The 19,527-nt window shown below is 51.0% G+C and carries 16 protein-coding genes; 3 read left to right on the plus strand and 13 right to left on the minus strand.

What is annotated here, in order from left to right; genetic code table 11:
• Positions 1 to 95 precede the first annotated feature (95 nt).
• The 3 genes from B153_RS0126450 to B153_RS0126460 are packed head-to-tail and all read left to right on the plus strand — an operon-like array spanning position 96 to position 2,335.
• On the plus strand, positions 96 to 1,295 hold the full coding sequence (locus B153_RS0126450; RefSeq protein ID WP_040762129.1) for an aminotransferase class V-fold PLP-dependent enzyme: 1,200 nt from the start codon (positions 96 to 98) through the stop codon (positions 1,293 to 1,295).
• 55 nt (positions 1,296 to 1,350) lie between these two features.
• The gene (locus tag B153_RS0126455) at positions 1,351 to 1,944 is read left to right on the plus strand and encodes a DUF1572 family protein (RefSeq protein ID WP_020599770.1); all 594 of its coding nucleotides are present in this window, start codon (positions 1,351 to 1,353) and stop codon (positions 1,942 to 1,944) included.
• A gap of 7 nt (positions 1,945 to 1,951) precedes the next feature.
• Positions 1,952 to 2,335, plus strand: coding sequence for a nuclear transport factor 2 family protein (locus tag B153_RS0126460; protein ID WP_020599771.1), 384 nt, complete (start codon positions 1,952 to 1,954; stop codon positions 2,333 to 2,335).
• A gap of 337 nt (positions 2,336 to 2,672) precedes the next feature.
• Here B153_RS0126460 and B153_RS0126465 read toward each other — a convergent pair whose 3' ends face one another.
• The 13 genes from B153_RS0126465 to B153_RS0126525 all read right to left on the minus strand — a co-directional run bounded on the left by B153_RS0126465 (position 2,673) and on the right by B153_RS0126525 (position 19,178).
• Positions 2,673 to 3,560, minus strand: coding sequence for a dienelactone hydrolase family protein (locus B153_RS0126465; protein ID WP_020599772.1), 888 nt, complete (start codon positions 3,558 to 3,560; stop codon positions 2,673 to 2,675).
• 265 nt (positions 3,561 to 3,825) lie between these two features.
• Positions 3,826 to 4,485, minus strand: coding sequence for a hypothetical protein (locus B153_RS0126470; RefSeq protein WP_157634879.1), 660 nt, complete (start codon positions 4,483 to 4,485; stop codon positions 3,826 to 3,828).
• A 128-nt stretch (positions 4,486 to 4,613) separates the two neighbouring features.
• Complete coding sequence (locus B153_RS0126475) at positions 4,614 to 5,063, minus strand: hypothetical protein (RefSeq protein ID WP_020599774.1); 450 nt, start codon at positions 5,061 to 5,063, stop codon at positions 4,614 to 4,616.
• Between the two features lie 149 nt (positions 5,064 to 5,212).
• The gene (locus tag B153_RS0126480; protein ID WP_026262474.1) at positions 5,213 to 6,328 is read right to left on the minus strand and encodes an endo-1,4-beta-xylanase; all 1,116 of its coding nucleotides are present in this window, start codon (positions 6,326 to 6,328) and stop codon (positions 5,213 to 5,215) included.
• Positions 6,329 to 6,371: 43 nt separating this feature from the next.
• Complete coding sequence (locus B153_RS0126485) at positions 6,372 to 8,297, minus strand: alpha/beta hydrolase-fold protein (RefSeq protein ID WP_020599776.1); 1,926 nt, start codon at positions 8,295 to 8,297, stop codon at positions 6,372 to 6,374.
• Positions 8,298 to 8,323: 26 nt separating this feature from the next.
• Positions 8,324 to 9,475 carry an alpha/beta hydrolase-fold protein gene (locus tag B153_RS38375; protein WP_020599777.1) on the minus strand — a complete coding sequence of 384 codons (1,152 nt, stop codon included), beginning with the start codon at positions 9,473 to 9,475 and terminating at the stop codon, positions 8,324 to 8,326.
• Between the two features lie 30 nt (positions 9,476 to 9,505).
• Positions 9,506 to 10,627 (minus strand): alpha/beta hydrolase-fold protein, encoded by a 1,122-nt coding sequence (locus B153_RS38380; protein WP_020599778.1) that lies wholly within the window; start codon positions 10,625 to 10,627, stop codon positions 9,506 to 9,508.
• A gap of 183 nt (positions 10,628 to 10,810) precedes the next feature.
• Entirely contained in the window at positions 10,811 to 11,890 is a 1,080-nt protein-coding gene (locus B153_RS0126500; protein WP_020599779.1) for an alpha/beta hydrolase, read from the minus strand.
• A 206-nt stretch (positions 11,891 to 12,096) separates the two neighbouring features.
• The gene (locus tag B153_RS0126505; RefSeq protein ID WP_020599780.1) at positions 12,097 to 13,257 is read right to left on the minus strand and encodes an esterase; all 1,161 of its coding nucleotides are present in this window, start codon (positions 13,255 to 13,257) and stop codon (positions 12,097 to 12,099) included.
• A gap of 71 nt (positions 13,258 to 13,328) precedes the next feature.
• A complete protein-coding gene (locus B153_RS0126510) occupies positions 13,329 to 14,888 on the minus strand; it encodes a carboxylesterase/lipase family protein (protein WP_020599781.1) in 1,560 nt (519 codons plus the stop codon).
• Between the two features lie 128 nt (positions 14,889 to 15,016).
• Complete coding sequence (locus B153_RS0126515) at positions 15,017 to 17,107, minus strand: alpha-L-fucosidase (protein WP_040762127.1); 2,091 nt, start codon at positions 17,105 to 17,107, stop codon at positions 15,017 to 15,019.
• Positions 17,108 to 17,253: 146 nt separating this feature from the next.
• Entirely contained in the window at positions 17,254 to 18,174 is a 921-nt protein-coding gene (locus tag B153_RS0126520; protein WP_020599783.1) for an alpha/beta hydrolase, read from the minus strand.
• Between the two features lie 152 nt (positions 18,175 to 18,326).
• Positions 18,327 to 19,178: a sialate O-acetylesterase gene (locus tag B153_RS0126525; protein ID WP_020599784.1), complete on the minus strand. Its 852-nt coding sequence runs from the start codon at positions 19,176 to 19,178 to the stop codon at positions 18,327 to 18,329.
• Between the last annotated feature and the right edge of the window lie 349 nt (positions 19,179 to 19,527).

The raw sequence follows: 19,527 nt of genomic DNA on the forward strand, positions 1-19,527 counted from the left end.
CAGCTTCACTTCCCGGCCTGTAACCTCATCTGTACGATTCAGGAATGCCTGAACTGTATCTGTTTCCGTACAGTCGGGTTTGCTTTTTTTGCCCCATGCAAAGTCAATCAACTCCTTTTCCAGACCTGGCCCAACTGCGGGCCGACACGCCCGGCTGTTACGACCATCTGTTTATGAATAGCGCTGGAGCCTCTTTGATGCCTACACCCGTTGTGTCGGCCATGATGGCGTACCTCCAGCAGGAAACCCAGTTGGGCGGATACGAAGTCGAACGGTTGCGAAGCGACCAGATCGGCCGATTTTACGACGAAACCGCCCGACTGCTGAATACCAAACCGGGTCACATTGCCTATGCCTACAGTGCTACCCATGCCTGCAATCAGGTGCTGTCGGCCATCCCGTTTCGGCCGGGCGACACCATTCTGACCACCACAAATGACTACGTTTCCAATCAACTGGCCTTTCTGTCCATACAACAACGGCTGGGCATTCGGTTGCTGCGCATCAATGACCTGCCTAATGGAGACCTCGATCTGACCCATCTGGACGAGTTGATTCGCACGCATCGGCCGGTATTGGTAGCCATTACCCACATTCCGACCAACTCGGGGCTGGTACTGCCAGCCGAAGACGTAGGCAAGCTCTGTCGGCAACACAATGTCTGGTATCTGCTCGATGCGGCCCAGTCGGTGGGCCAGCTACCGCTCGATGTTGCGCAGATTCAGCCCGATTTTCTGATAGCCACCGGACGCAAGTTTTTACGGGGGCCACGCAATACGGGTTTTCTGTATATCTCCGACCGTGTACTGGAGGCCGGGCTCGCTCCGCTCTGTATCGACCGTCGGGCTGCTGGCTGGACTACGCCGGATACGTTTACCCTACAGCCCAATGCCCGTCGGTTTGAGCCGCAGGAGATTTCGCTTCTTAGTGTCGGGCTGGCCGAAGCCATTCGGTATGCCAATGATGTAAGCCTGGAAGCAATTACTCAACAGAACCAACGCCTGATGCATCGGCTGCGAGCGGGTCTGCAGCAGATCGATGGTCTGGTTCTGCTGGACCGGGGTTCCCAACAAAGTAACCTGTTGACCTTTCATACACCCCGCCAATCGTTGGCGACACTGGACGCTGCCCTCCGGCGGGAACGGATCATCTTTACCGTTCAAAATGCCGCTTCTGCCCTGATTGACTTCCAGCGAAAAGGCATTGACTGGCTCATTCGGCTATCCCCCCATTATTTCAATACGCTGGACGAAATGAATGCCGTTGTCGATGCCCTTGATCGATCGGTCCATTAACCGATCTTTACGGTTGCGCATACCGAAGCCGATGCCCCATAAACCAATCTATCCTATGCAAAACGATTTTCTGAAAAGCGCGATCAGTCAGTTCGAATACTATAAATTGCTGGGTGAGAAAACCCTGGACCAACTTCCCGACGAAGCCCTTTTCTGGCAGTACAACGCCGAAAGCAATAGCATTGCCACTCTGATCAAGCACCTGTGGGGCAATATGATGAGCCGATGGACGGATTTTCGGACCACCGACGGCGAGAAAGAATGGCGCGACCGGGATGGAGAATTTGTGGATGATCTTCAATCGAGAGCCGAGCTGCTTCAGAAATGGCAGGAAGGCTGGTCGGTTTTTTTAGAATCCCTCAAATCGCTACAGGACGACGACCTGACCCAACTTATTTACATCCGCAATCAGGGGCATACGGTTCTGGAAGCCATCAACCGACAATTGGCTCATTATCCGTACCACATCGGGCAAATCGTTTTTATCGGAAAAATGCAGGCAACGCACTGGGCATCACTGTCTATCCCCAAAGGCCAATCCCAGTCGTTTAATACCAACAAATTTGCGGAGCCCAAACACCGGGAGCATTTTACCGATGAGTTTCTGAAACCGGACCAACCTCTTTCGGAAGGACACCCCAAACCCTAAAAATGCTATGAACCAACCACAGGCTACCGAGTTTGCGCATGCATGGATCAGTGCCTTTAACGCCCACGATCTGACTGGTATTCTGGAACACTACGCCGACGAACTCACCTTTTATTCGCCGTTTATCTCCCTTCTGAATGTCAACGAAGCAGGCTGTATTACCAACAAACAGGACCTGAAGCGCTATTTTCAACTAGGGCTGACTACTTACCCCGATCTACAGTTTACGCTGCATCACGTATTTGTGGGTGTCGACACGCTTACGATTTATTACACTTCCGTGCAGAACCGACTGGCTTGTGAAGTGTTTAGACTAGATGCAGCTGGCAAAGCCGATCAGGTGTTCTGCCATTACACGACGGATGCCTCATCGGCTCAACAAACAGCCTGAGCGAAGCCAACACAGACTAGCCTATTTTAGCATGCCTGACAACGAACTAATAGCCCATGCTGAACGGTATCAACGGCAATCCGATCCCGAGGGAGAGTTATTATGATGCCGATATTCACTGAACCACAAGCTCACCCCTTCCATAATCAGCGGAAGTCGATGGGCGGCAACAATGGCGGCAGGCTTGATGAAACCATCCAGAAACTTCACTGAAACGAAGCTCTACGCGTGCCGTCCCACAGATTTCCGAAGGAGTTTTATCAGGAATGGGTACAGGTGTAGCCTGATTCGGATCATTCTACAACCTGTACCAACGCCCTACGTACGAGTGATGCCCTTAGGCTAGTTTTTTCTTAAAAAAGTCGATGGTTCGTTGCCACGCCAGTTCGGCGGCTGCTTTGTCGTACCGAGGAGTTGTGTCGTTATGGAATCCATGATTGGCATTCGGATACACATACGCCGTATACTCTTTCTTGTTCTCCTTCAACGCGGCTTCATAGGCTGGCCAACCGGCATTAACCCCTTTGTCCAGTTCACCGTAGTGCAACAGCAGCGGTGCTTTTATTTTAGGGACATCTTCGGCAGCAGGCTGGCCGCCATAAAACGGAACAGCAGCCGCCAGGTCGGGCATACGGACCGCCATCATGTTGGAAATCCATCCTCCGAAGCAAAACCCTACCACACCAACTTTACCGTTGCAATTTGGGTTGGTTTTCAGGTATTCGGCGGCCGCAATAAAATCTTCGAGCATCTCATCCCGACTGCGCTTGCTTTGCAGTTCGCGCCCTTTATCGTCACTACCGGGATACCCACCCAGCGGTGTCAGTGCATCGGGAGCGAGCGTAACAAATCCGGCGAGTGCTGCCCGACGCGCTACATCTTCGATATGCGGGTTCAATCCCCGGTTTTCATGCACGACCACAATCCCTCCCAACTTCCCTTTGGAATCGGCGGGTTTCGACAGCAGGGCTTTGATCGTGCCCCCTCCTTTTGGCGACGGGTAATTTATAAATTCGGAGCGAAGGCGTGGGTCATCAGCCTTAATTTGAATAGCCCCTTTGTAGTCTGGCATCAGAAAGCTCATCAGCGAGGTAACGGTAAGGCCACCTACCGCATAGGCTGATAGTTTCTGGACAAAATCGCGCCGATCAATGCGGCTGTGAGCGTAATCGTCGTAAAGGTCAAATACCTCCTGCTGAATATCTTCTTTTCGGATGGGGTTCATGGTCGTTCGAATACGTGTTTGGTTTAAATGTACGTAATTACCTGGTTATCCGGCCTTTTCTCACCAGTAGTTAGCGTATAACCTATAAAGAGCCCGTCTACAGCCTTATACTTTGCCGTACTTCTCCTGCCTTGGTCTCGGAACGACTTTTCATCGACTACTTTTGACTGAGGGTTAGGCCTATACCTATCGGGCGCTATCTACCTTGATTTCAGATCCAAAGGTTCCTGGACCAGGGGCGCAAACCTTATTGATCCAGAAAGGCTTATTTCGTTTGATCAACCTGAAGGTTGAAAGCAAGCCAGGCTTCTGAATGGTCGCGATACAGGTTTATAGTATTTGGAAATTTCGCAAAGGTGATGGGGTTTTTGATCTGAACATATTGCACCGGGGCTACCAGAACGGCATTCGCACCGGATGAATAATTCAACTGAATCGTAAAACTAACCCGATTGGGCCGAGTACCCGGCGCTGGTAGTTTGGGACTGACATCCACTTTTTTGACCACGACTACTTCGCCCGGTGAAATGGGACTACTTACCGTAGAGGTTCCGATTTCGTAAAATCCCGTCAGTAGTGGCGGATTAGGTATGGGGTTGGGTTTGGGCGAAAAACTGGGGGTATTGATGCGGCTAAAACTGACGGATACGTTGTATAGGTATGAGTCACCGCTGGAGGAGTGGATGGTTTTGACCGCCTTGCTTTTGGGTAGCTTTACGGACGTAGCTGTGGGAGTAACCTTCCCGACGATTTCCTGATTTTTCCCCAGAAAATAGAGCGTGTGAATTTGAAACTCACAGGGAAACGGCCGTGGCTGGCCATTACTCATTTTGCAGGGCACAGGAGCCGGGGGAGCCGAAGCCAGACTGGGCCGGGTAGCCGTTAAACTAGTCAGGAGTGCAGCAAACAGGATCAACGTTTTCATGGATACGCTGTATAGGTGTTTAGGATTAAACCGATTCCCCCCGTATCCGTTTGAATCGATCAAGGTATCGTTTTGCTGAGCAGACCACATCGAGTCAGAAACGAATGGTCTAACCAATATACGCGTTTTCAGGCGTAACGAAAATGCGGTTTAAAGAACTCTCCGTCGGTAAGCGCAAAGTAGATCGGTGGCAAATTCATGGACTTCTGAAGTTCCTGCAACTGCCTGCCAATCGCCTTCCACAGATCCAGGTAGCTATTGACAAACTTGCCTTCGTAGGGCCTGCCCAAATTACTAAGGTCGCTTTGATGCTGAATAAAGTCCAGCCAAACGCCAACCGTCAATCCTTTGTTGGTCTCGCCCATATAATTCGAGATAACCACCAAGTCAAGAAACCCATCCCGATAAACAACTTCGGCATGGATACTATCTTCCGATAAGAGATGGATGGGATAGTCGAATTCGCTAAGCCAATCAATAATGGCTCCATCATCGATGCAGAAGAGAATATTATCTTCCAGATGGCATAGGGTTAAGCCATTGTATTCAACCGATTCTACTTTCAGGAAAGCTGACATGACAGTTCTTGAGCTTATGGTATGTTTGATGACTTGCGGTATCGACTAGTCTGACCAATCCATCGGTTGAGACCGTACGAAAAGCCTGATTGAAAGCCCAAAAGACTTTTTCGTACGGTCTCAACTAATGACAATCAATGGCTTAAGGCTTACTTACTGGCGGCCAACACTTTATAAAATGCAGGCTTGGGTTGATTGTTCCGGTCAAATAAAAGCGGATAGTTCGTCCGGCCCCGGACTGGCCAGTTGTTTAGCCAGCTCTGCCCATCGTTTACACCCCAGAATGTCACCCTGGTCACTTTATCCTTATGCTTGAGGAACAACTTGAAAAGGGCCTCATAATCAGCCGCCAATTGCTGCTGCACGGTATCGGGCAGTCCATTGGTGTATGGGTTCGATTCGGCATTGGCGGTCATTCGCTGACTTACTTCGGCCCCCTGAAAGTTTCGGGGAAGCACTTCAATATCCAGTTCGGTAAACATAACTTTTAGGCCCAGAGCCCCATACTGAACAATGCTTTCTTCGATGTCTTTGAACGGCACGTTTCCTACATGCCAATGTCCCTGAATACCGACCCCATCAATCCGAACCCCAGCCGCCTGAATCTTTTTGATTAGCGCAATGCATCCGGCCCGTTTGGCAGGCTGTTCGTTGTTGTAGTCGTTGTAATACAACTCGGTTTTGGGGGCAGCCTGCTGCGCCAGCCGGAACGCTTCGGTTACGTAATCATCGCCAAGCTGTTGCAGGAATACGGTTTTCCGCATGGTGCCATCTTCGTTCAGGGCTTCGTTGACCACATCCCAGGAGAGAATTTTCCCGTCGTAGCGTCCGGCAACGGTTTTGATGTGGTCGGTGAAGAACGTACGAATCGAGTCCTGACTCTTTATGCCACGAATAAACATGGGTAACTGACTGTGCCAGATCAGCGTGTGTCCATTGATTTTAATCTTGTGCTTTTTACCGAACTCCACCAGTTTATCGGCCAACTCAAAATTATAGGTATCCCACTTCGGATGGATCAGCGCCGATTTCATGATGTTTTCGGGGGTTGCCATGTTGAACTGCCGGGCAATAAACTCCGTCGTCTGCGGGTCCCGTTCTTCAATCTGAGCGTTGTTGAGTGCCGTTCCGATGCCAAAATCGTTTTTGAACGCGTCTCTTAAGGACGGAATGGATTGCGCCAGAGCACCCCCCTGCTCCGTAGCGACGTTGATTAGCAAAAGAAGTGCCGTACTTAGGGAGGTTATTGATTTGTTTGATAGCATAAGGTATTGCTTTTCGAGTTGAGCTATTTTCCTGATAGTGCCTTTACTTAAACAGCAACTGGCTGTACATAAACAGATCGTGCCGCCAAACGGGCCAGGCATGCCCACCGGCATATTCGCTATACTGGTACTTGATGCCCATCTCATCGAACTTCTTCATCATGATCTGGCAGTTCTGGTAGGCAATGTCCTCCTTGCCGCCCATCGAAATCCAGAACGGTTTCAGCTGGGTATTGATGGTGCTGGCGTTGTCTTTCATGAACGCGTATTGTGGGTCCGACAGCTTGGGATTGTTGGCAAACCAGCCCGAACTGAACACACCCAGGCTCGAGAACATGTTGGTGTTTTTGATACCGGCATAGAGCGTCTGTAAACCACCCATCGACAGGCCCGCCAACGCCCGGTTCTTTGCATCGGCTTCGACCCGGAAATTGCTTTCCACGAAAGGAATTGCGCCCTGTTTCAGCTCGTTTTCAAAAGATTTCAGTACGTTTTCGTTGAAACCTGCCAGACCACCCTGCATATTCATGTTGCCATCAAGCATCACGACCAGCATGGGTTTGGCCTTGTTTTCGGCAATCAGGTTATCCAGAATTAGGCCTGTTTTGCCCTGCGTGGCCCAGCCGCGTTGGTCTTCTCCCCCGCCGTGCAGCAGATACAGCACCGGATATTTCTCGGTCGATTTATCATACCCCGGTGGGGTGTAGACGTACATTTCGCGCCAGGAATTTGAGGCTTTCGAGAGGTAGCGTTTAATCCGAATATCGCCGTGGGGCACGTCTTTCAAGGCATAATACCCCTCGTCTTTATCCGGTATTTCGATGCCGCTGGCCATGCGACTCATGCCGTAGAAGGTTTCGCTGGCGGGGTCGGCTACGGGCAGACCGTCGATCAGTAACGAATAGTAATGAAAACCCCGGCTGATGGAATCGGTGGTTACGTTCCAGAAACCGGCTGTATCTTTCACCATGTCGTACTTTTTGCCCAGATCGACCTGAACCTTCTGCGCATCGGGTGCCTTTACCCGAAACACAACCCGATTGTCGGGCAGAATCTGCGGGTATTTGGCATTCCGCATGTTGGTGGAGGCTGGCGTACCCAGAATCGTGTATTTGGTCAATGTGGACGTATCAACCGGCTTGAACAGAAACTGCGAGAACATATACAGCCCGTTTTTCCATACTTTGAAATCATGCACACCCGGCTCAATGTAGTAGATGTGCGGCACATCGTTCTGATACAGGTAGTCGTGGGTGCGCTTGCTGAACGTAATCAGGCCATCGGCATCACCGCACGAAATCCAGAGCAGTTTCAGTTTCTTTTTGGCCTCGGCCGGGTTGGGCACCAGTTCCTGCGGGGGCCTGGTGTTGGGAGCCGACGAGAAACCGCCCACCCACGCAAATTTGTCCAGATTGCCCAGCCCAAAATTCAGCGACTGCCCGCCACCCATAGACAGCCCCGCAATGGCCCGGTGTTCGCGGTCGGTCAGGGTTGAGTATTTCTTTTCGATGAACGGAATCAGGTCATTGAGCAGGTCTTTCTCGAAGGTCGCGAAGGCTTCGACTTTGTCTTTTTCGAAGATATTGCCAACGGCCCGGTCATCTTTCATGGCCCGGCCATTGGGCATGACCACGATCATCGGCTCCAGTTTTCCTTCAGCGTATAAGTTATCCAGGATTGCAGGTGGGTTTCCCCCCTTGAGCCATTCTTTTTCATCACCGCCAATGCCGTGCAACAGATACAGAACGGGGTATTTTTTCTTTTTTGAATAACCCGGTGGCGTATACACCAACGCTTTACGGGTCGTACCCACGGTTTTCGATTCGTACTGAATCGAATCCAATTTGCCCGTGGCAATGCCCGAGCGCACCTGCTCGAAGCCTTTGGGCATTTCTTTTTCGATTTTCTGGGCGTAGCTGTCGGCACAGAACAAGCCTACAATCGCTATCAATAAGGTAAATCGGTTCATTCGTGTCTATCGTTTTCTAAGTAGTATCATTTTTTGAAAATCAGGCTTGCGTACTGGCGAAGTGAGCGTCGCCAGGTTTGCCATTCGTGCGACGTACCTGGCGACTCGTAATACACGTGCCTGATGCCCGCTTTTTCCAATGCTTCATGAAAACCCTTCACGCCGGTATACATTCGCTCAGGCTCCTTGGTACCAATGCTGACATAAACTACTTTCACCTTTTTATTGAACGCATCCGCATCGGCCCAGGCTCCGTCGTAGAGTTGTTTGATGTCGGCTCCGGGCTGCAAACGGCCTGCTCCACTGAATCCACCGATATAGGCAAATTTGTCGAGGTTGGTCATTGTGGTCTGAAAGGTCTGGAACCCACCCATCGACAGTCCGGCCATCGCCCGATTATCCCGGTCGGTCAGTGTGCGGAAGGTTTTGTCGACCATTGGGATCACTTCTTTGACTAGCACCTCGGGAAAAACATTGCTATTCATCGAGCCAGGGCCATTCCCTGTAGTACTGACAGGTTTTGTAGGGTCGGTCGCATACCCACGTTCCATCACCACGATCATGGGTGTCGCTTTGCCTTCGGCAATCAGGTTGTCGAGGATAAAATCCATTTTGCCCTGACCGGGCCAGCCGGTTTCATCTTCGCCCGCGCCGTGTTGCAGGTACAGAACAGGGTATCGCTTTTTCGGGCTTTCGTCGTAGCCAGGCGGAGTGTAGACGTTGGCTCTACGCCAGGCTTTGGTGATATCGGAATAGTAATTCACGGAACGAACCTGACCATGCGGCACATTTTTGGCCTGATAGTATTCCATATCCTTGTCGGGAATATCGATCCCACTGGCCATGCGGCCCATGCCATAAAAGGTTTGACTGGATGGGTCGCAGGTGGCCACACCATCGGCAATGAGCGAGTAGTAATGGAAACCTTCAACGATTGGTTCGGTCGTTACGGTCCAGAAACCACTGGAATCTTTCACCATATCGTACTTTTTCCCCAAGTCGATTTGCAGCTTGTGAGCATCCGGTGCTTTTACCCGAAATACCACCCGGTTGTCGGGCAGAATCTGTGGGTATTTTTGCCCTGGGATATTGGTTGTAGCCGGCATTCCGGCATTTTGCGCATGGCCCTGCAACCACAGGGCAGCAACACAAAGGGATAAGGCAAGTATTTTTTTCATGGGAAGGTCAAGGGAATGATCCGTCTGCGATTAGTTTTTGAACAGTAACGGGGCAAGCTCATGCAGGCTCCGACGCCAGGTCTGGAATTCGTGGGCGGTTTTGTCGGAAACGTACGAAACGGCATTGTAGCCAGCCGCTTTCAGATCGTCGGCAGATTTCTTTACCCCATCGGGTCGTTCTTTACTACCGCAGCTAATGAAAACCAGCTTCGGTTTTGTCTTGTCCTTGAAATCCTCGGGCGCATAGACTCCCCCGCTCAACAGGCCATAATACCCAAACACCTCGGGCTTGTTGAGCGTGATCATTTTGGTTTCCATACCCCCCATCGACAGACCCGCCATGGCCCGATTATCGCGGTTGGATAGGGTGCGGAAATTGGCGTCGACATACGGAATCAGTTCATCGACCATCACCGTCTGAAACGGGTCAATTTTAAACTCTCTGATCTTGCCAAACTTCACTTCGTTGGTCATGCCGTAGGTCATTACGATGATAAACGGCTTGATTTTACCTTCGGCAATCAGGTTGTCCATAATCAGGTTGGCGTGTCCCTGATTGCTCCACGCGGTTTCGTCTTCGCCCCAACCGTGTTGCAGGTACAGTACCGGATATTTCTTTGACTTCTCTTTTTCGTAGCCCGGTGGTGTGTAGACAAAAGCCCGACGGGATGTATTGGTGCTTTTAGACGGAAAGAGAATCTGCTGCACATTTCCGTGAGGTACATCTTTCAGGGCGTAAAAGTCCTGATCGTGCGCGGGTATTTCGATACCACTTTCCCAGCGCACAGAGCCGTAGAAGTTCAACGCACCGGGGTCGTTAAATTTCCCGCCGTCAATCGTTACGTTGTAGTAATGAAACCCTTCGTCCATCGGTCCGGCAGTGGTGCCCGTCCAGAATCCGTCTTCGCCTTTGGTCAGGATGGTTCCCCCGCGTCCACCCAGTCCCAGGCTTACCCGAACACTATCGGCTTTGGGTGCCTTGATCTTGAATCGGGCGTAGCCCTGCGAGTTTACCTGCGGGTATTCCTGCCCCGGCTGGTTCAACGACGAGGGTTTAAAATCCTCAACGATAGCCGGTTGGTTACCCTGCGCCAGGCAGGCTAGGCTTGTGAATGTGGCTGCGAACAGCATTGCTAATGGTTTCGTAATCATGTTGTTATTGGTTTAGGGAAATGAGATTGAAACTGGTTAGAATTAATGTGTCAGTGAATTTTTGTCATCCCGAGGAACGAGGGATCTTCGGTAGCCGGAGGTTTTTTAGCCTCACCCGAAGGTCCCCGCACCGGCGGCCCGGTCGTTCCTCGGGATGACAAAAGCGGAATGACAAAAAATCCATTACTTAAACAGCTCCTGCAACGTAGTCGCCAGGTACTGCTTGCAGTTCATCCAGGTATGGCCGCCGGGAACGATGTAGCTTTTCGTCTTGATTTTCTTCTCTTCAAACATGGCGATGTTCTTTTTTACGGGTTCGTATAGAAAGTCCTCCGTGCCCACGCTGATGGTGAATAATTTCAGTTGGCTATTGATCTTATTCGCATCCGGCGACCAGTTGGTGAAGTTTTTCTGAAACTCCTCCGTAGCCGTGTACGGCGCATACGAGCAGATGTAGGCGAATTTGTCCGTGTTGGTCAGGCCAATGTTCAGCGTTTGCCCACCCCCGACGGAGAAACCGGCTACCGCTCGACTTTTGCTGTCTTTGTCGGCCGGGTAGTTGGCCTCCACAAACGGGATGATGTCATTCACCATGTCTTTGGTAAAGTCGGGCATGGGAGCCGGACGCACATTGCCATAGGGCATCACAATGAGCATGGGTTTGGCTTTGCCCTGCGCAATCAGGTTGTCGGCAATCAGATTGGCGCGACCTACTTTTGTCCAGGTTTCTTCCGTATCGGAACCGCCATGAATCAGGTACAGCACCGGGTATTTGGTCTTGCCGTTCGGGTTGAAACCGGGTGGCGTATACACCAGCAACTGACGGGTTGTTCCCAGCGTACCCGACTTGTAGTAGCGGTAGCTGATTTTTCCGTGGGGTACATTCTGGAGCGAATGCACCAGCGGCTGATCGCCCGGCACATCGACGATGCTGCGTTTAAAACGTTCGTTGGCAAAAATGTAGGTGTTGTTTGGGTCGGCCAGTTGAACACTATCGACCGTAAAGCTGTACGGATAAATGTCGGGTTTGACGGGCGGCACCGTTACGCTCCAGATGCCCGATGTGTCTTTGGTCAGGGCTACCGGGGCTTTCAGAAACTCGCCGGACAGCATAACTTTTTTGGCGTTTCGGGAGAAATACCGGAACGTGATGCTGTGGTCCGGGTGTACATCGGGCGAACTGATGGCGGGTGGCCGTTGCTGAGCCAATACTGCACTAGCAGAAAAAAGCAAAGCGTATAAGAAATAGTTGATATGTTTCATGGCAAAGGTTCAGTCTATTGTATGCTAAACTTTGAAAGTCTATTACATCAAACTACTCATAATCAAATTGTTAGATTTTAGTTTTGTCATCCGGTTTTTGTCATCCCGAGGAAGGAGGGATCTTCGGGTAGCCGGAGTTTTTTTAGCCTCACCCGAAGATCCCTCCTTCGTCGGGATGACAAAAACGAGATGACAGCATATTCATGTTAGCGGAAAAGTAAAGGCGTGGTGGCGGCAACGTAGGTTTTGACATTCATCCAGGTATGGCCCCCGTCGGTAATCAGGCTTTTGTAGTTCACCTTTTTCGCCTTCAGATACTCCATAAACTCCACCGTACCCTTATACAGAAAATCATCGCTTCCTACGCTCACCCACAGCAGTTTGAGTTGCTTGTTGGTCAGGTCGGGTTTATTCACGATCTGGCTGAAATTACCATCCATCTCCTGGGGCGACAGGTACGAACTGTAGGCACATACCCACGCAAATTTGTCCATGTTGTGAAAGGCGGTTCGGAGCGTTTGACCGCCCCCGCGCGAAAACCCGCCAATGGCCCGGTTCTCCCGGTTCGGGATAGCCCGATACGCTTTCTCGGTGTAGGGAATCACGTTGGAGACCAGATCCTCGGTGAAATCGTTGGCACGTTTGACGGCATCGGCCCCATCCCGAACGGTTGGGTCAGCAGGTTTCGGACCGCCCTTTTGCTCGGCTATCCGTGCAGCAATGTTGCCATAGGGCATCACGATAATCATCGGTTTGGCTTTGCCTTCCGCAATCAGATTATCGAGAATCAGGTTGGTTTTGCCGACTTTGAAAAAGGTTTCTTCGGTGTCGGTCGTTCCACCGATGAGGTAGTAAACGGGGTATTTCTGTTTGGGATTCTGGTCATAGCCCGGTGGCGTATAGACAACCAGCGAACCCGTTGTGCCCGCTATCGACGGGTAATACTCGTAATTGATGGAGCCGTGGGGTACATCGCGCATGGCGTGGATCAGGGGCGTATCGCCCGGCACATCGACCAGGCTGGCTTTGAACCGCTCGTTGGGGAAGAAGGCGACATTGGCCGGGTCCATGACCGTAACACCGTCGACCCGAAAACTATACGGATAAATGTCGGGCTTGACCGGGCCGACCGTGACGCTCCAGATACCCTGCGCATCTTTGGTCATAGGCACGGGACCTTTCTCAAACTGTGCGCTTAATTGCACGTCTTTGGCCTGCGGAGCCAGATACTGGAACGTAACCGACTTGTCGGCGTTCACCTGGGGCGACACCACCAGCGGGCCACGGGGCGGCTGGCCGAGTGCCCCTAGATACAGGCCAAACAGGCTCCAAAACAGCCCTATTCGACGGATTAGTTGTTGGTTCATTTTTATAAAGATTTAGGAGTTAATTCATTTTTTTCATTCCGAGGAACGATAAAAAATACTGATAATCAGAGCTATTTGGCCCACGCTTCGCCATCGGGGGTTCGTCGCCACTGAAAATAGGTATCCAGTGTTTTCAATGCGTCGGCACTCGGTACGGGTCCCGTGTGTGGCGTCTGGCTGAAGTACATGACAACCGGATTTGCTTCGTTGAAGGCTGGCCAATTTGGTACGCCTTTGCCATTCGGGTCGCCGTACTTGGCGAAGTTGGTCCAATATGTTCCCATCGCATCCGAAATGGCCAGATCAGTTTTAGTGGTTTGCGGGTTCGAGGGGTTGAGGTGTTCAAAAACGTAGGCAACTTCCTGCCCATGCCCCGACCCATAGCCATGCTTTGGCGAATCGGCAGGGTAATCGGGATGCTGGTCGAAATAGTAGTAGAACACCTTCGATTTACTGGTTTTAGCCTGAAGCCTTGCCCAACTCCAGGTATGCCAGCCAAAGGCAGCATCGCGCATCAGGTCGCGGGCGGTTTTCGGAACAACGTCTGTGCCCACCGGATAGGCTTTAATCAGGTCATCGGCAAACTGGCCGTAACGTTTCTGTACCCCCTGAATGTAGTCATCGGGCGTTTTGGGCGGTGAAAAACTGGCACCCTCATCCGAGTTGTAGCCAACCAGAATGGGCGTGTGGTTATACTTGCCTGCTTCGTAAAGTTTATGCTGATCGTCGGGAATTACCCAACCGTCGATAATGGGCCAGCCACGGCCCGGCGGAAGTTTATCGGCGGTTATTTTTCGCAGATCGTCAATCGATGAAACTCCTGCTGTTTTAGCATAAGCCAGTCCAACCGTTTCGGCATCGGGAAGACGTTTCATGTTTTCGCCCGGAAAGGTGGTGGGGCGTGGTGGCCCGAACGACCCACCGCTTTGCGAAATAGCTCCCTGAAACAGCCCTTTGGCCTCTGGCGATGCGCATAACATGCTCACGGCAATGCCACCCGCCGATTCGCCGAAAATCGTCACCTTTTTAGGGTCACCGCCAAAGGCTGCAATATTTTTCTGCACCCACTGGAGTCCGGCAATCATATCGAGCAAACCGTAGTTGCCAGAAACATGCTTCGGGCTCTCGGCACTTAGCTCCGGGTGAGCCAGAAAACCAAGCGTGCCAACCCGATACGCGATACTCACCAGCACTACCCCTTTTTTAGCCAGCTTTTCGCCACTATAGGTTGGTTCGGAAGTAGCTCCGGCCGCAAAACCTCCGCCATAAATCCAGACGAGTACGGGAATACGGTCGCTCGAAGACTTAGCGGGTGTCCAGACGTTCAGATATAGGCAATCTTCGCTTTTGCCCGATGGCGGATTGCCACCCTGCATGGGACCGGGGGCAAACTTATCGGCCTGTCGAACCCCTTCCCAGTTGGCTACTGGTTGTGGGGCTCGCCAGCGAAGATCCCCCACAGGTGGAACCGCAAATGGGATGCCTTTGTAAACGGTCAAGCCATCTTCTGACGTTCCCTGTACCAGACCACCCACTACTTTTACAGGAGTCGGCTGTTGGGCCAGCGCCCCCAGATACAGACCAAACAGACTCCAGAAAAGCCCTGCTCGGTGGATTAGTTGCTGATTCATCTTTATAAAGGTTTAGGAGTCAATTCATTTTTTGTCATCCCGAGGAACGAGGGATCTTCGCTAAATGCTAAAACGCCTATGCCCGAAGATCCCTCGTTCCTCGGGATGACAAAAAAGACTGTACTCATTCACGGAGTAATAACATCCACTTCCGCATAGCCCGATGCTGAGCCGTCCTGTGTGTTTTTCAGGGCGCGCAGTTTAATGTATCGGGCTTTTGTGGGTTCAAAGGTTTTGGTTTGCCAGAACGGGCTGTTCTTTATATTCGAGAATTCACCCTCACTAACTCGCTTCCAGTCTTTGTTATCGGTCGAGACGTCAAATTCATAGTGGGTAATGATGCTGCTCTCCTCCCACCAGTTCTGGGCGGGTAGATACCGAAACCCAGTCAGCGTTTCTTCGTTACCCAGATCAATAACCAGGTCGGCTGGCATTGCTTGACCTTTAGGCTGATGCCAAGAGGTGCTGGGGTTACCATCCAGAACATGATAGGCCGATTTAGCATCTGTACTCAGGATTTTCCAGGCACTGCGGGCGATGTCGAATTTCTCTTCACTGACGATGCTGCTTTGCTTCGTGAATGGATTGTAAGCAATTGCCTTTATGTCGGCTTTACCCGCGCTGGTTTTTACCGGAGCTGTGTATTGGTTCGACGTTGCCGTTGGCATACTCCCGTCGAGGGTGTAATATAGTTCCGATTCAGTATCACCGGATTTGATGAGTATGTTACCCGCCTGATCGCGCGTGATGCCGGGTGGCGTCAGAATCAGGGGCGCTTTGTAGACTTCAAGATTTGAAATCAACGGGCAACCTTTGGCATCCAGAATGTTCAGACGTAGTTGCGTGGCTTCGACGGTCGGAAATCGCAGGATGCGTTTATAACCAATGGTCGTTTCTTTGGCAATTTCTTTCCAGTTCCCATCAACAAACGCTTCTACCGTAAAGGCTTTAACCCGTTGCCCCAATCGAATCGGCTCCTGCACCAGAAACCGATTGAAGGCCGTGGGTTTCGCAAACTGTAATGTCAGCGATGCACTACGAGCCGCATCGTCCGTCGCCCAATAGCTTTCCTTATCGGCATCGATGGCTTTGCTGGCATCATAAGCCGTATTTTCCCCGCGTACCTGCGAGGCTGTGGCACGGGCATTTTTGGCCAGATTCACGGCAAAAGCTTCTTTGGTCGCTTTGGCAAACGCCTGAACCGCTTTTTCGTCTTTTTCGTGAATCAAGCCATTGGGCATGATCGGGAAATTGAGTAGTAACGTAGCGTTTCGACCGATGGAATGGTAATAAATATCCATCAGTTGGGGTAACGTTTTCACTTTTCGGTCTTCCCGCTCATGGTAAAACCACTCCGGCCGAATGGAGGTGTTTACTTCGCCCGGTACCCAGGCATTGCCATTTTCGACCCCATGACGAAGCATTTGCTCCGGCACATCGCCGGTAGCATGTAATAGACTCCAGTTGGTTTCGCCGACGTACCCGGCTTCAGTGCCCACCCAGCGCAGGTCGGCCCGGTCGCCCCCGTCGTTCCAGATAACAATTTTGGGCTGGAGTTTACGCACGAGTTTGTACGTGTTAGGCCAGTCATAATAGGTTTTGGCGTCTATTTTCCGCGTTTCGTTGGCTCCTCCGTAATAGCCCGACCCACCATTGGCCCCGTCGAACCAGACTTCAAAAATGTCCCCGTAGTTGGTCAGGAGTTCCGTCAACTGATTGCGGAAATAGGTAATGTATTCAGGCTTTCCGTAGTCGGGGTGGTTCCGATCCCAGGGCGACAGGTAAACGCCGAATTTCAGGCCGTACTCTTTGCAAGCATCGGCCAGTTCCCGCACTATATCGGCTTTGCCATTTCGCCAGGGCACATTTTTAACGGAATATTCGGTGTATTTCGAGGGCCAGAGGCAAAATCCGCTATGGTGTTTGGCCGTAAAAATAATGCCTTTCATACCGGCCTCTTTGCAGATACGAGCCCACTGCCGGCAATCCAGTTTAGTCGGGTTAAACAGCTTTGGGTCTTCGTTGCCGAGTCCCCAGGCCATGTCGGTATAGGTATTTATCGAAAAATGGATGAAGGCATAATATTCCATCTTTTGCCAACGCAACTGGTTTTCGCTCGGAAGCGGTCCAACGGGTTGCGGTGGTGTGGGCTGAGCCCATCCGATTGTGTAGGAAATCAGATGTAGGATTAACCCCAGACTAAAAAGATGTTGCCTCATTCTACTAATTTGGTTATGATGGTAATTTTTAAACTATCCCGAATCGAATCATGGATAGCTTTTTGTCATCCCGACGCAGGAGGGATCTTCGGACAAGCCCATTGAATAGTCCGAAGATCCCTCCTGCGTCGGGATGACAAAGACAGCTATTCTTTGATCCAGTTATTCTGTTTCATCCACGCAAACAGGGGGTCCATCCAGCCGGGGTGCCGGAAAATAAATCCGTGATCGCCTTTGGGATAGATATGCATTTCGACCGGCACTTTCAGATGCCTCAGTTTTTCGAAATAGACGATGCTGTTGTCAACATCGACCAGTTTATCGTCGGCCGCATGAGTCAGGTAGGTAGGTGGCGTATTGGCCCGGACTTGCAACTCGTTGGAAAATAGCTCAACGTCCGCCCGCGATGGGTTTTTACCCAACAGATTGTCGTGCGAACCCCCGTGTGTCAGGCTGTCCTGCATACTGATGACCGGGTAGACCAGCATCTGGAAATCGGGGCGCAGGCTGGTGTTTTGGCTGTTTTCGATATACGATTTTTCAAAATGCGTAGCGACTGTCGATGCCAGATGTCCACCCGCCGAAAAGCCGATGACGCCAATTCTGGATTTATCGACACCCCACTTTTCAGCATTTTCGCGAACCAGTTTTATAGCCTGCTGGGCATCCTGCAACGGACCAATTTTCTTGTCGGGCATGATGGCATCGCTGGGCAGGCGGTATTTCAGAATGAAAGCCGCCACACCCTTCTCGGCGAAGGCTTTGGCAATGTTTATCCCTTCCCCCTGATAGACCACAACCCCATACCCTCCACCGGGAATAATAACGACTGCCGTACCCGACGCTTTGGCAGGATTTGGTTTGTAGTACTCCAGTGTGGGTTTTGTAATCCCCTTCAAAACACCCGTTGTCGCTCCTGTTTCCTGCAAGTCAGATGCTTTTGCATTCGGAATAGCCCCTGGATAGAGCGGCATAATTTCCTGAGCGACTACGGCAAAGGGGGCTGCCAGCAACCAGACAGCTGATGCGGCCCAAATGACTTTATTTATTGAATTAAAACGCTTCATATCAGTGGGGTTTATAAAAATTCAGAGACTTTGTCATCCCGACGCAGGAGGGATCTTCGGATGAAACCATTAAAGAGTTAATTACCGAAGATCCCTCCAGCGTCGGGATGACAAAGGCAATTATCCATTATTCGTGTCAGCTAACATCCTTTCTAATTCGTGGCAAGTGGTTTATGTCCCAGCAATGTCAGCATTTGCGTGGCGTATCGTTTTCCTAATTCCCGATAGCCAGCCGCATTGAAGTGTAGATTATCAGCCGAATCGGTGCAGCCTGCCGATGAAATCACGTGTGCATTTTTGATCGTTTGCGGTAACGTAGCAATGATCTTGTTCATGCTCGCACATTTGCCATCCTGATCGGCATTGACCGTTTGGCCCGCCAGCAGCGGCACTTTCTTAGGTTTCAGATTCAGGTCGTGCATCAGGTTATCATACACAACCTTCACCTTTTTCGTCCACAGCGTGTCACCCGTATTCGACTCGCCCTGATGCAGCAGAATCCCTTTGATGACGCCATCTTTCTGTGCCAGTTTTGCCATCTCGACCAGTCGGGCGTATGGGTTTCCGCCGTATTCGTTGATGAAATTTTTCATCCAGCCCGGTACATTGGTCGTGTACGACTCATAATGATCCTTATCGAACAGTTCGATTTTACAACCGCCTACAGCTACATTGATGACCCCTATTCGAACCTTTTCGGGCAGATTCGCGACCAGTTCGCGACCAAAGTAATCGGCAGGTGTTAGTCCGGTCCGGCAGCGGCACAAGGGTGGAACGGCCGTATACCACTGGCCCATTTTTCGATTCAGGCTGGGGCAATCCACGGCTTCCAGTACCTGAAACCGACTGTTCACATTGACCGTATCCTGCGGTTCTATTTTGGCGTTGCCCTCCATGTTCGACTGGCCGAAGCAGAGGAAGATGTAAAAGTTTTTGTCCTGAGCCGAAACCCTAAAGCCGAGAAGGGCAAAGAGGACTAATAAACCGATTTTATTCATGGTCATTTTGTAAAGGCTAAGGGATTATAAGTACTCAAGCACAAATGGCTTAAGGGATTCTATAGCGTTGTTTTTTTGTTATCCCGTTTTTGTCATTCTATGTTTGTAGCAGTCCTTTTGAGTGCCTCCGTCGGTAGACTATCTTTTGTCAAGGGTCACCAAGACCGCTCGGAATGCGAGTCGCCGACGGAGGTTTTCAACCGCCAGCTTGAACAGTTCGTGGGGCATAAAGCCCGAATAAAGAATCGATAAGCATCAGCGGTAAACGCCTTAATCAACTACGCCTATGAACACCATCTATGTCGGTATTGACATCGCCAAGACCAGTTTCACCCTGGCTATACCCCAACCCAAT

Source organism: Spirosoma panaciterrae DSM 21099 (assembly GCF_000374025.1).
GTDB classification, from domain to species: Bacteria; Bacteroidota; Bacteroidia; order Cytophagales; family Spirosomataceae; genus Spirosoma; species Spirosoma panaciterrae.